General features: G+C 67.9%; 10 protein-coding genes and 2 pseudogenes. 8 read left to right on the top strand and 4 right to left on the bottom strand.

Features of this window, described 5'->3' with window-relative positions; genetic code table 11:
• Positions 1 to 38: 38 nt before the first annotated feature.
• Positions 39 to 1,829, bottom strand: coding sequence for an ABC transporter ATP-binding protein (locus tag ACQ3I4_RS13480; RefSeq protein WP_430633738.1), 1,791 nt, complete (start codon positions 1,827 to 1,829; stop codon positions 39 to 41).
• A 74-nt stretch (positions 1,830 to 1,903) separates the two neighbouring features.
• On the opposite strand from ACQ3I4_RS13480, the gene ACQ3I4_RS13475 reads away from it, so the two are divergent.
• Positions 1,904 to 2,560: a TetR/AcrR family transcriptional regulator gene (locus tag ACQ3I4_RS13475; protein WP_430633737.1), complete on the top strand. Its 657-nt coding sequence runs from the start codon at positions 1,904 to 1,906 to the stop codon at positions 2,558 to 2,560.
• A 13-nt stretch (positions 2,561 to 2,573) separates the two neighbouring features.
• Here ACQ3I4_RS13475 and ACQ3I4_RS13470 read toward each other — a convergent pair.
• Positions 2,574 to 3,284, bottom strand: a pseudogene (locus ACQ3I4_RS13470) (dioxygenase family protein); the annotation flags it as partial.
• A gap of 288 nt (positions 3,285 to 3,572) precedes the next feature.
• A complete protein-coding gene (locus ACQ3I4_RS13465) occupies positions 3,573 to 3,830 on the bottom strand; it encodes a metal-sensitive transcriptional regulator (RefSeq protein WP_022876876.1) in 258 nt (85 codons plus the stop codon).
• 517 nt (positions 3,831 to 4,347) lie between these two features.
• On the opposite strand from ACQ3I4_RS13465, the gene ACQ3I4_RS13460 reads away from it, so the two are divergent.
• From ACQ3I4_RS13460 to ACQ3I4_RS13430, 7 genes and pseudogenes are all read left to right on the top strand, one after another.
• Positions 4,348 to 5,745, top strand: coding sequence for an MBL fold metallo-hydrolase (locus ACQ3I4_RS13460; protein ID WP_430633736.1), 1,398 nt, complete (start codon positions 4,348 to 4,350; stop codon positions 5,743 to 5,745).
• 114 nt (positions 5,746 to 5,859) lie between these two features.
• A complete protein-coding gene (locus ACQ3I4_RS13455; protein ID WP_430633735.1) occupies positions 5,860 to 6,444 on the top strand; it encodes a rhodanese-like domain-containing protein in 585 nt (194 codons plus the stop codon).
• Between the two features lie 110 nt (positions 6,445 to 6,554).
• The gene (locus tag ACQ3I4_RS13450; RefSeq protein WP_430633734.1) at positions 6,555 to 6,851 is read left to right on the top strand and encodes a rhodanese-like domain-containing protein; all 297 of its coding nucleotides are present in this window, start codon (positions 6,555 to 6,557) and stop codon (positions 6,849 to 6,851) included.
• Positions 6,852 to 6,911: 60 nt separating this feature from the next.
• Positions 6,912 to 7,808, top strand: coding sequence for a sulfite exporter TauE/SafE family protein (locus ACQ3I4_RS13445; RefSeq protein WP_430633733.1), 897 nt, complete (start codon positions 6,912 to 6,914; stop codon positions 7,806 to 7,808).
• Between the two features lie 54 nt (positions 7,809 to 7,862).
• Positions 7,863 to 9,191, top strand: a complete 1,329-nt coding sequence (locus ACQ3I4_RS13440) for an MFS transporter (protein ID WP_071214390.1) — start codon at positions 7,863 to 7,865, stop codon at positions 9,189 to 9,191.
• 88 nt (positions 9,192 to 9,279) lie between these two features.
• The gene (locus tag ACQ3I4_RS13435) at positions 9,280 to 9,699 is read left to right on the top strand and encodes a DUF302 domain-containing protein (protein WP_430633732.1); all 420 of its coding nucleotides are present in this window, start codon (positions 9,280 to 9,282) and stop codon (positions 9,697 to 9,699) included.
• A gap of 390 nt (positions 9,700 to 10,089) precedes the next feature.
• Positions 10,090 to 10,431 (top strand): annotated as a pseudogene (locus ACQ3I4_RS13430) (recombinase family protein); the annotation flags it as partial.
• Positions 10,432 to 10,487: 56 nt separating this feature from the next.
• Here ACQ3I4_RS13430 and ACQ3I4_RS13425 read toward each other — a convergent pair.
• Positions 10,488 to 11,750, bottom strand: coding sequence for an IS256 family transposase (locus tag ACQ3I4_RS13425; RefSeq protein WP_329864319.1), 1,263 nt, complete (start codon positions 11,748 to 11,750; stop codon positions 10,488 to 10,490).
• Positions 11,751 to 11,834 lie beyond the last annotated feature (84 nt).

The raw sequence follows: 11,834 nt of genomic DNA, 5'->3' as shown, positions 1-11,834 counted from the left end.
GCCGGGCGCGGGCTGGACGGGAGGCGGGCGCGGGCGGGTCAGACGGGCGCGATGCGCAGGGCCTCCACGAGGCCGCGGTAGAGCCCGCTGTCCTCGAGGAGCTCGGCGTGCGTGCCCCGGGCCACCACGCGGCCGGCGTCCATGACGATGATCGTGTCCGCGTCGACGACGGTCGAGAGCCGGTGCGCGATCGTGATGACGGCCCCGCGGGCGGCCTGGCGGGCGATCGCAGCCTGGATCGCGGCCTCCGTGATCCCGTCGACCTGTGCCGTGGCCTCGTCGAGCAGCAGCACGCGCGGCCGGGACAGGATGGCCCGCGCCAGCGCGATCCGCTGCCGCTGGCCGCCGCTCACCGAGCTTTCCGTCAGCGCCGTGTCGAGCCCGTCCTCCAGCGCGGCGACCTTCTCGGCCAGCAGGATCTCCTCCAGCACCGCGTCGACCTCTCCGGGGGCCGCGTCGGGGTTGGAGAAGAGCAGGTTCTCGCGGATGGTGCCGGGAATGATGGGCGTCTCCTGCTCCACATAGGCGAAGTGTCCGCGGACCTGCGCCGGCGTGAGCCCGGCGTAGCGCCGGCCGTCGATCAGCAGCTCGCCGGAGGCGGGGTCCACGAAGCGCAGCAGGAGCGAGAACACGGTCGTCTTGCCCGCCCCGGACGGCCCCACGATGGCCGTGTGCCCGCGCGAGGGGAAGGCCAGGGTGACGTCGTCGACGGCGGGCGCGGCCCCGTCGTCGTACCGTGCCGTGACCCCGCGCAGCTCCAGGAGGGCGCCGGGTACGACGCCGGATCCGGCGCCTTCGCGCGCCGCCGGCACCGGGGGTGCCGTCCCGGCGGAAGGGACGTCGGACGTGGCCCGGGCGCGCGGCTCGAGCTCGAGGCCCTCGACGTCGCGGATCCGGCCGGCCGCGGCGATGCCGGACTGGAGCGTGGTGAGGTTTCCGCTGAGTTCGGTGATGGGGCCCATGAGGCCGAACGCGTAGAGGAGGAACGCGATGAGGGTGGAGACCCCGATCTCGCCCTGCGCCACGCGGACGGCGCCGTAGCCGAGGATCACGATGATCGTCACCTGGATGCCGGTCCAGGCATATGTCCAGGCCATCGCCTCGCGGCGCACGGAGCGGACGCTGTGCTCGCGGGCGCTCGCGGCGTGGGCCAGGAGGGTACCGGCCTGCCGGTCCTCGGCGTTGGAGACCTTGACCGTCTTGATCGCCCGCAGCGCCCCGTCGAGCCGGCCGCCGAGGTCGCCGACCGCCTCCTGGGCCTTCTCCTGCGCCACCGCGATGGCCGGCATGAGGGTGGCGAAGAGGATCACCACGACGATCACGGCCACGGCGGTGGTCACGAGCAGCGGCCAGTCCAGGACGGCCATGAGGACGAGCGTGCCGATCAGCATCACGACGCCGTTGATCAGGCCGATCACGCTCGAGGACGCCGCCTCCCGCAGCAGCACGGTGTCCGAGGTGACGCGCGTGACGAGCTCGCCCGTGGGCCGGGCGGCGAGTGCGAGGACCTTGGCGCGGAAGTAGCGGCGGATCATGCGCTCGCGGGCCTGGTAGACGATCCGCTCGGCGAGCGTGCCGAGCAGGACCCACTGCCACCAGCCGATCGCCGCGCCCACGACCATGAGGAAGGTCAGGACGAGCACGGGATCGCGCAGCGACTGCCCGGCCTCGAGGCTGTCGAGGATCCACTTGGTGACCATCGGGCTCGCGAGCCCCATGGCCGAGCCGAGCAGCGCGAGGACGAGCCCGAGGACCAGGACGCGGGCGTGGGGGCGCGCGTAGGACCAGAGGATGCCGGACCGGGAGCGGGGGCTGGTGGACTGCGTCATGGAATCATGGGACAATTCTGTCCCAAAAATGTCAAGACTAGTCCCATCACCGGACGGGGTTGTACATTGGCGGCATGACGAGCGAGAGCGGCAACGGGCGCGTGCGTGAGCGGACGCGGGAGCGCATCCTGCGCGCCGCCCTGCCCGTGCTGGCCCAGAACCCGCAGGCCACGATGGGCGCGATCGCCGACGCGGCGGGGGTGGCGCGCAGCACCCTGCACCGCTACTACCCGGACCGCGCCTCGCTGCGCGAGGGCCTCGGCGGATTCGTCGAGGCGGAGTCCGCGCGGGCCGCCGAGCGTGCGCGGCCCGGGGAGGGAACGGGGCTGGAGGCGATCGTCCGGCTGCTCCACGAGTACCTGGACCTCAGCGAGCTGTTCATCTGGTGGTGGTCCGGCGTCGAGTCCCGCGCGGCGGAGGACTGCGCCCCGGACGGAGCCGGGAAGGACGCCGGGAACGACGCCGGTGCGGGCGGCGAGGGCGCCGGCGGCGGCCCGGGGGGCGGCACCGAGGACTACGACGACGCGGCGCTGCGGCGGCTCGTCGAGCGCGGGCACGCGGACGGATCGATCGACTCCTCGCTCCCCTCGGCCTGGATCACGAGCGTGGTCTGGTCGATGCTCTACGGGGCATGGGAGTTCGAGCGCTCGGGCGCGGCCACGCGGCACGAGGTCCGCGAGTTCTACATCGGCACGCTGACGAAGGTCCTCGCCCCCGCCGCCCGCCCCTGACCCGCACGCCCGCTCACCCGCCCAGGGTCCAGGACCGCTTCGAGAGGCCGAACCAGAAGCCGTCGATCGCGGTCTTCGCGTCGATCCCGCCCGAGGCGTAGGCCGCGCCCAGCGCCACGTACAGCGGCGCCCAGTGCTCGGAGCGCGGGTGGGCCTCGCGGGCCGCCGGCGCCTTGTTCAGGAAGTCCAGGATGGAGTCGACGTCGCCGCGGGCCATCGCCTCCTCGGCCCAGTGGTCGAACTCGCTCGAGGCCGCGGGCGGCTCGCCGTCGGGCCCGGCCGCCGGGTTGAACCAGCGCAGGTTGTGCGTCGTGAAGCCGGAGCCGACGATCAGCGTTCCCTGTTCGCGCAGCGGGGCGAGGGTCTTGCCGAGCTCGAACAGGCCCTGCGGGTCGAGCGTGGGCATGGACATCTGGACCACGGGCACGTCGGCGTCGGGGAACATCTCCTTGAGCGGGACGTAGGCACCATGGTCCAGCCCGCGGGTCTCGTCACGCTCGACGTGGTGGCCGTGCGTCCCGGCGAGCCGCGCGACCTCGTCGGCGAGGCCGGGGGCGAGCGGGGCGTCGTAGCGGACGTCGTAGTAGCGCTGCGGGAAGCCCCAGAAGTCGTAGACGAGCTCCTGCTTGCGGGCCGAGGCGCTCAGCGTGACGGGCACGTTCTCCCAATGCGCGGAGATCATCAGGATGTCCTTGGGCTTCTCGAACGTCCCGGACCACCCGGCCTGTGAGCCACAACGATAAGTGGCCTGTTTTTCACAGTGCTTAGTGGCGGTGTTTTCTGGCCTTGGTTGTTGCATCTTCGGGCCGATGGATCAAGCACCCACATTGACTGCTGTCGATCGGTGCGCGGCGTCAGATTAGTGAACAGGGATGCTGATCGCTACGGCCCGCTTGGCGGCAGGGAGTGATTCCTCGGCGTTTGCGGAACCGCCGCACTGCCGAAGTTCGCGCAGTGGTCCTGCCGGACTCCATGGGTGGTCTCGGCGACAGCTATCGCTGGATGGCTGGGGCTAGGCCAGGGAGAGGAAGAGTTTTTCCATGTCGGCACGGTCGGCTGTGGGGTCCTCGCTTTTCAGGCACTGCTCGAGCCCGGTGGCGATAATGGAGAACCCGGCACGGTCTATGGCCTTGGAGGCGGCGGAAAGCTGGGTGACCACCGCGCGGCAGTCGCCGCCTTCCTCCAGCATGCGGATCACGGCGTTCAGCTGGCCCTGGGCGCGCTTGAGCCTGTTGATGGCCGGTTTCATGGTGTCCGCTTCAAGTTCCATGGTGGGTCCCTTCAAGGTGTTGATTTCTTCAATAGTATACCCCCGGGGGTTTCCTTAGCGTATCAATGGCAGTGATTCTCGATACCCCCATGGGTATATGCCATACTCGAATACGGAGGGGGCGGTCAGGCCTCCATCAACAACCCCAGACGCAAGGAGTCACCATATGTGCCGTGCGACCAAATGCCGTAAGTGTCAGAAAACCACCTGGGCCGGATGTGGCCAGCATGTCAAGCAGGTCATGGCCCACGTGCCGCGGAGCGAGCGCTGCTCCTGCGATCCAAATGCCCCGAAGGAGTCCGGCAAGAAAGGCGGCTTCTTCGCGCGCCTCTTGGGCCGCTAGGCCCAACCTCGCATGCGCCTGTGGCGATCGGCACCATTCCCGATGGTGTCGATCGCCGCTTTTTTGTGCATCCGTGAACGACTTGACGGATACCCCAGGGGGTATTATTGTTGCCTATGAACCGGATACCCCCAGGGGTATGAAGGGTAAGCTGACCAACCACAAGGAGAACCAATGCTTCTCGAACGAATCTATGACGAGGACCTGGCACAGGCCAGCTACTTCATCGGCTGCCAGGCCAAGGGCGAGGCCCTCGTGGTGGACGCCCGCCGCGACATCCAGGTCTACCAGGACCTTGCCGAAAAAAACGGCATGAAGATCACCGCCGTCACCGAGACCCACATCCACGCCGACTACCTCTCCGGGACCCTCGAACTGGCCGCCGCCACCGACGCGGCGATTTACGTTTCGGGCGAGGGCGGGCCGGACTGGCAATACGAATTCGAAGCCGAACGCCTCCTTGACCAGTCCACCATCACCCTGGGAAACATCACCGTCACCGCCCTGCACACCCCCGGACACACCCCCGAACACCTCTCCTTCCTGGTCACCGACGGCGCCTTCAGTGACAAGCCGGGCTTCCTGCTCTCGGGCGATTTCGTCTTCTCCGGGGACCTGGGCCGTCCGGACTTGCTCGACGAGGCCGCCGGCGGTACCGACACCCGTTTCGCCGGGGCCCACGACCTGTTCGTTTCCCTGCAGAACAAGTTCCTGACCCTGCCCGACTACATCCAGGTCTACCCGGGCCACGGCGCCGGCAGTGCCTGCGGCAAGGCGTTGGGTGCGATCCCGTCCTCCACCGTCGGATATGAGCGCAACTTCGCGTGGTGGGGGCCCTACCTCAAGGCGAACGACGAGGCGGGGTTCGTCGAGGCACTGCTTGACGGGCAGCCCGACGCACACGCCTACTTTGGCCGGATGAAGCGCGAAAACCGCCAGGGCCCGGCTGTCCTGGGCGACCGCGCACCGCTGGCCGAACTGAACACCGCGGACGTCGCAGCCGATTTGGCCGCGGATGACATCGGCGTGGTCGACACCCGCCACCACACCCTGGTTCACGAGGGCACCGTCGCAGGGGCACTGAACATTCCCGCCGGCACCAAGGCGGCAAGCTACGGTGCCTGGGCCGTGGACCCGGAAACGGACCAGCGCCCGCTGGTGCTCTTGGCTCCCAACAGCGAAACGGCCACCGAGATGTGGGACCACCTCATCCGCGTGGGCATCGACCGCGTCGCCGGATACATCACTTCCCTGGACGGCCTGCCGGTCTACGTGCCCCGCACGATCTCCCCGGCCGACCTGGCAGGGTTCGCTGCGGCCATGGTCTTGGATGTGCGCAACAAGACCGAGCACACTGCCGGACACGTGCCCGGCTCCGAACAGCTCAACGCCGGACGGGCGCTCTGGAACACCGACAAGCTTCCGTCCGACGGCGTGATCGTGAGCTACTGCCAGTCCGGGGTGCGCAACTCCGTGGCCGCCTCCGCCCTGCGCCGGGCCGGGTTCGACGTCGTTGAACTCGAGGGCAGCTACGCCGGATGGGCCGACTGGAAGCAAATGCAGAACGCCTAGGTTCTCCACTGCCCATCCCTCAACAATAAATTCTACGTATTCCCGGTCCCGCATCCCCCTTTCCGGATGCGGGACCGGCCGGGCGCCATGCCCGGCAGAAAGGCCCACACCCCCATGAACACCATCCCCCAGGCCACCAGCCCCGAAGAGCTCAAGGACTGGATCGATACCGGCACCGACGTCGTGGTGCTGGACGTGCGTTCCGCCGCCGAATTCGAATCCCTGCATATCAAGGGCTCCTACAACGTCCCCCTCCCGTTGCTGGCAGAACACACCGAGGAACTCGCCTCGAAACTCGACACCAAGGTGGTGCTGGTCTGCCAATCCGGCGTGCGCGCCACCGAAGCCAAGACACACCTCGCGGCAGTCGGATTCGGCAACGCCCATGTCCTGTCCGGCGGCGTCCCCGCTTACAAGCAGGCCGGTGGCGGGACCGTCGAGGGTTCCAAGCGCTGGGACCTGGAACGCCAGGTGCGCATGGCCGCCGGTTCCCTCGTGGTGGCCGGCCTGGTGGGTGGGAAGTTCCTCTCCCCGCAGCTGCGCACCGTCGCCGGTGCCATCGGCGCGGGCCTGACCTTCTCCGCGGCCACCAACACCTGCGCCATGGGCAAGGCCCTGGCCAAGATGCCGTGGAACAAGACCGGCAACGAACCGACCCGCGCATCGGTCCTCGCCCAGCTACCGGCCAAGAAGTCCTAGCTCCCCCGGTTGGCCCGCGGCCAGCCGCTTTCCTCCCCGTTTCCGGGCCCGGGCCCCGTCCGTCCGGGCCCGGGAAACCACCCCCTCGCATACGCCCCACAGGAGCAACCATGCCAGAAATCACCTTCACCGACACCGACCGGCGACGCGCCACGGACCAGCTCCTCGACGTCCGCGAAGACTTCGAAGTCGCCGAGGGAATGATCCCCGGCGCCATCCACATCCCCATGGGAGAGCTGAACGCGCGCCTGGGCGAAATTGACCGGTCCCGCCCGGTCGTCGTGGTCTGCCGCAGCGGTAACCGCAGCGCCCGCGTCGCCGACGCCCTCACCGGCGCCGGCTTCACCGCCGACACCATGGCCGGCGGCATGATCGCCTGGCAACGTGCCGGCCTGCCCGTCACCTAAAGCCATACCCCCGGCGCCAACCCCGCCCGCCCCTGCCCTCCTTCCCAGACAAGGCCCCCCATGACCCTCACCCTCGCACTCACCCTCCTGCTCTCGGTGCTGATCGGGATCGCCCTCGGCCTGCTCGGCGGGGGCGGGTCCATCCTCACCGTCCCGATCCTCACCTACGTCGCGGGCATGAACCCCAAGGAAGCCATCGCCGCCTCACTCTTCGTCGTCGGCGCGACCTCCGCGGTCAGCGCCGTGACTCATGCCCGCAAGAAGCGCGTGCAATGGCGCACCGGACTCGTCTTCGGCGCAGCCGGCATGGCCGGGGCCTTCGGCGGCGGCCTCTTGGGCGGACACATCCCCGGAACGATCCTCATGATCGCCTTCGCCCTCATGATGGTCGCTACCTCCCTGGCCATGATCCGCGGCCGTAAGAACCCCGCAGGCGCACCCCACCAGGGGGATCTGCCGGTGCCCAAGGTCATCATCGAGGGCCTGGTCGTCGGCTTGGTCACCGGGCTCGTCGGTGCCGGCGGCGGCTTCCTCGTAGTGCCGGCACTCGCCCTGCTCGGCGGTCTGTCGATGCCCGTCGCCGTCGGCACCTCGCTGGTCGTCATCGCCATGAAGTCCTTCGCCGGACTCGGCGGCTACCTCACCGCCGTCTCCCTGGACTGGACACTTGTCGGCGGAGTCACAGCCGCCGCGATCCTCGGCTCCTTCCTCGGCGCCCGCCTGGCCGGACGCATCCCCGAAGCGGCCCTGCGCAAGGGCTTTGGCTTCTTCGTCCTGGCCATGGGCGTCTTCGTTCTCGTCCAGGAACTCCCCTCCCCCGCCAACCTCATCCTGGGCCTCGCGGCCACCGCAATCGCCGCGGCCGCGGCCCTGTGCTGGTTTGCCATCCCCGCATGCCCCCTGCGACGCAAGTCCCTGGGTTCACCCACCACCACCACGGCAACCGAAGCCCACTAACCGCCGGCTCATCGCCGTCCGGCCTTTCAGCCCCGGCACACCAGGAGACCGAGCATGAAGCAGTCCACCACCAGGGCGCTCCCCATCTTGGGTTTGCGCGCCAACGCGGCGCAGTTCACCCTGCTCGTCGCGGTCAACGCGCTGGTCGGGGGCATGGTTGGACAGCAACAAACCGTCCTGCCACTGCTCGCCCACGCCGAGTTCGGCCTGAGCGGATACACGTTCCTGTTTGCCTACGTGGCGGCCTTCGGGATCGCCAAGGCGACCTCCAACTGGTTCGCCGGGACCCTCTCGGACCGCTACGGACGAAAGCCCGTGCTGCTGGCCGGGTGGCTCTTCGCCATCCCGGTGCCGCTCATGCTCATCTTCGCCCCGGACTGGAGCTGGGTCATCGCCGCGAACGTTCTGCTGGGCATCAACCAGGGCCTGACCTGGTCGACCACCGTCATCATGAAAATCGATCTGGTAGGCCCGGCCCAGCGCGGCCTGGCCATGGGACTGAACGAGGCCGCTGGCTACGGTGCCGTGGCCGCCACGTCCCTGCTGGCCGGATACCACGCCGAACAGTACGGACTGCGTCCGGCGCCCTTCCTCTTGGGAATCGCCTACACCGCCTTGGCACTGCTGCTGTCGGGCCTTTTCGTCCGGGAGACCCACCCACATGCCCTCCTGGATGCCGGAAACATGGATGCCCGGGGCGCCTCCGCCCGGCATGGCCTGGACGCCAACCTAGCCAACGGCCAAATCTTTTCCCTGACCAGCTTCCGGGAACCGGCCTTGTCCTCGGCGAGCTTGGCCGGCCTGGTGAACAACCTGAACTTCGGACTCTCCTGGGGCCTGTTCCCCCTCCTGTTCGCCACCGCGGATCTCAGCATGGGCCAGATCGGCCTGCTTTTCGCCCTGTATCCCGGGGTCTGGGGCATCGGCCAAATGGCGACCGGTGCTCTCTCGGACCGGATCGGACGCAAACACCTCATCACCACCGGCATGTTGGTCCAGGCCGGAGCCCTGGCGATCATCGCGCTCGGGGACGGCTTTGGTGCCTGGGCCTCGGGAACCGTATTGCTCGGCGCGGGAACCGCCATGGTCTACCCCACGCTGCTGGCCGCCGTGGGCGACGTCGCCCATCCCGCTTGGAGGGGACGCGCGGTGGGCGTCTACCGGGTCTGGCGCGACCTCGGATATGCCGTCGGTGCCATCCTGGGCGGGATCGTCGCCGACCTGTTCGGGCTCAACGCCGGCGTCTGGATGGCCGCGGCACTCAGCGCGGCCGCAGGGCTGATCGTCGCGATCCGCATGTATGAAACGCACCCACCGCATCCCCGGCCGACCCCTGCGGGCAATACCCTGGCAACACTTCCGCGCGACCACACCAACCCGTAGCATGGCCACAGAACCGAGGTCCCCTGCCGTGGCGGAGCACGCAGTCGCGCTCGGCACGCCTCCACACCACGACCCGAGGAGAACCGCCATGACCTACACCCACGCCATCACCGTCCCGCTGTCCTGGCAAGACGCCGTCGAACGGACACGCGGCGCCCTGGCAGAACAGGGATTCGGTGTCCTGACGGAGATCGATGTGAAGGCGACCTTCACCCAAAAGCTGGGCCAGGAGGCCGGGGCCTCCGTGGGGGACTACATCATTCTCGGGGCCTGCAACCCGCAACTGGCCCAACGCGGCATCACCGCCGAACCGCAGCTGGGCGCACTGCTCCCGTGCAACGTCGTCGTACGTCGCGCTCCCGCCGCCACGGAAACCACCATCGAGGCCATCGACCCGCAAACCATGGTCAAGCTCAGCCAGAGCGATGCGACACGTGAGGTCGCCAACGAAGCCGACGCCAGGCTTCAGGCGGCATTGAAGGAAATCTCCGGAACAGTAGGTACCTAGGTTGTCACCTCATTGGCACAGGTCGCTCGCACGATTCCAACATCGCTAACGGGCACCGATTCCTGGTTTTCATCCGGATCCAGGTACTTTAGGACTCGGCCCATGAACCGTCCGGTTCCGGGCAGTGGTGAGGGCACCAAACGCGCCGACCACCACCCGCCAAGTCAGCAAAGAGTGATGGGCGTTGCAGCCACGGACAACAGTTATTGAGCGGATAAGCCGGGAAACCACCGTCTTGAAAACCTAAAGCTTTTCGAGACACCAGAACCGCGCCTATTTTGACGATCGGCCTCCTTGAAGTCCCGGGAGGCGGTTTGCCCCAGAAAGTCGTCTTACCGTAAAACGTCTTACGCGGTTGGCATCCAGGGGTTTTTGAGCCAAAATGGCCAGGTGAGACACTTGGGATACACGCGGGTGAGCACTTCGAGCCAGGATGCGCAGTTGCAGCTCGACGCGCTTCTCAAGGACGGGGTGCAAAAGCGGGACGTGTTTGCCGACGTCACCTCCGGAAGCAGGTCCGCGATCGAGCGACCGGGAATGAAGAAGCTCTTGGAGTATGCCGAGGCCGGGGACACCGTGGTGGTCTGGCGGGTCGACCGGCTCGGCCGGTCCCTGGTCGATGTGCTGAACACCGTGAACCTGTTGCGTGAACGCGGCGTGAATGTCCGCTCCATTTCCGACGGGATCGACCCGGCCACCTCGACCGGGCGCATGATGCTGAACCTGCTGGCCGGGGGTGTCAAGTTTTCCGTGTAAGGGACCGGTCGGTGATCCGCTCTGCCGGGTGGTCAGATCGGGAGTCGGTTGGGGAATTGGACGGCGAAGGCGTTCAGGGCCTGGTGCCATCCCTGGGTGCCGGTTCCGAGCTCGCCTCCGCGGGTGGTCTCGATGTTCCGGATCCCCAGGTAGACCAGCTTGAGCGCCGCGTCGTCGGAGGGGAACGAGCCCCTGGTCTTGGTGATCTTCCGGAGCTGGTAGTTGATCGATTCGATCTGGTTCGTGGTGTAGATGACCTTGCGTATCTCGGGTGTGAACGCCAGGAACGGGGTGAAGTCCTCCCACGCGTTCCTCCACGCCAGCACCGCCCCGGGGGCCTTGGCCTGCCAGGCCTCGGCGAAGGCCTCCATGGCCAGCTCCGCGGCCTGCACGGTCGGAGCCGTGTAGATCGGACGCATGTCCTTGGCCATCGCCTTGCGGTCCCCGTAGGAGGCGTAGCGCATCGCCGAGCGCAGCAGGTGCACCACGCACGTCTGGACCACGGTCTGCGGGTAGATGCTGTTCACCGCCGCCGGCAGGCCGCTCAGCCCGTCGCAACACAGGACCAGGATGTCCGTGGCGCCGCGATTGCGGATCTCGGTGAGCACGTTGGCCCAGAACTTCGCCCCCTCCGAAGCGCCCAGCCACAGGCCCAGGACCTGCTTGCGGCCCTCGACGTCCACGCCCACGGCGATGTGGCAGGCCCTGTTCGCCACGACCCCGCCGTCACGGATCTTCAGCCAGATCGCGTCGATGTAGACGATCGGATACACCGCTTCCAGCGGCCGGTTCTGCCATTGGGCGACCTCGTCGGCGATGACGTCGGTGACCCGGGAGATCGTCGCGGCGGAGACCTTGGCCCCGTAGATCTCCTCGAGGTGGGCCCCGATGTCGCGGGTGCTCATCCCACGGGCGTAGAGCGAGAGGATCATGTCCTCGACCTTGCCCAGCCGGCGGGACCGCTTGGGCACAATGACCGGCGCGAAGGAGCCGTTCCGATCCCGTGGCACGGTGATCTGCACCGGCCCCTGCAGGGTCTGCACGTTCTTGGTGGTCTTGCCGTTGCGCGAGTTTCCCGTCCCGGCCCCGGCGGGGTCCCCGGACTCGTAGCCGAGGTGGTCGCTCATCTCGGTCTCCAGGCTCCGTTCCAGGACCGCGCGGGTCATTCGCGCCAGCAGCTCCTCGACGCCGTGGCGCCCCTGCCCGAGATCCTCCGCGGCGGTGACGAGGGCGTCGATCTGATCGGCGCTGAGAACGCCTTCAAGAGGGTTCGGAATGGTGTTGGTATCTGCCATGAGGCCCGTCCTTTCAAAGGGGTGAAACCACAGGTCACACCCCAGTTAGAGACCGGACCCTTACACACTCTATGAAACACCCTC

This window comes from Zafaria sp. Z1313, from assembly GCF_050563205.1.
GTDB lineage: Bacteria > Actinomycetota > Actinomycetes > Actinomycetales > Micrococcaceae > JAZDCJ01.
Note: the sequence above shows the minus strand (reverse complement) of the source record. Positions and strands in the feature narration are given on the sequence as shown.

Coding starts and splice junctions, on each gene's coding strand:
- ACQ3I4_RS13445 (WP_430633733.1), top strand. CDS start 6,912: ATGACCCTCACCCTCGCACTCACCCTCCTGCTCTCGGTGCTGATCGGG.
- ACQ3I4_RS13440 (WP_071214390.1), top strand. CDS start 7,863: ATGAAGCAGTCCACCACCAGGGCGCTCCCCATCTTGGGTTTGCGCGCC.
- ACQ3I4_RS13455 (WP_430633735.1), top strand. CDS start 5,860: ATGAACACCATCCCCCAGGCCACCAGCCCCGAAGAGCTCAAGGACTGG.
- ACQ3I4_RS13435 (WP_430633732.1), top strand. CDS start 9,280: ATGACCTACACCCACGCCATCACCGTCCCGCTGTCCTGGCAAGACGCC.
- ACQ3I4_RS13480 (WP_430633738.1), bottom strand. CDS start 1,829: ATGACGCAGTCCACCAGCCCCCGCTCCCGGTCCGGCATCCTCTGGTCC.
- ACQ3I4_RS13465 (WP_022876876.1), bottom strand. CDS start 3,830: ATGGAACTTGAAGCGGACACCATGAAACCGGCCATCAACAGGCTCAAG.
- ACQ3I4_RS13450 (WP_430633734.1), top strand. CDS start 6,555: ATGCCAGAAATCACCTTCACCGACACCGACCGGCGACGCGCCACGGAC.
- ACQ3I4_RS13475 (WP_430633737.1), top strand. CDS start 1,904: ATGACGAGCGAGAGCGGCAACGGGCGCGTGCGTGAGCGGACGCGGGAG.
- ACQ3I4_RS13460 (WP_430633736.1), top strand. CDS start 4,348: ATGCTTCTCGAACGAATCTATGACGAGGACCTGGCACAGGCCAGCTAC.
- ACQ3I4_RS13425 (WP_329864319.1), bottom strand. CDS start 11,750: ATGGCAGATACCAACACCATTCCGAACCCTCTTGAAGGCGTTCTCAGC.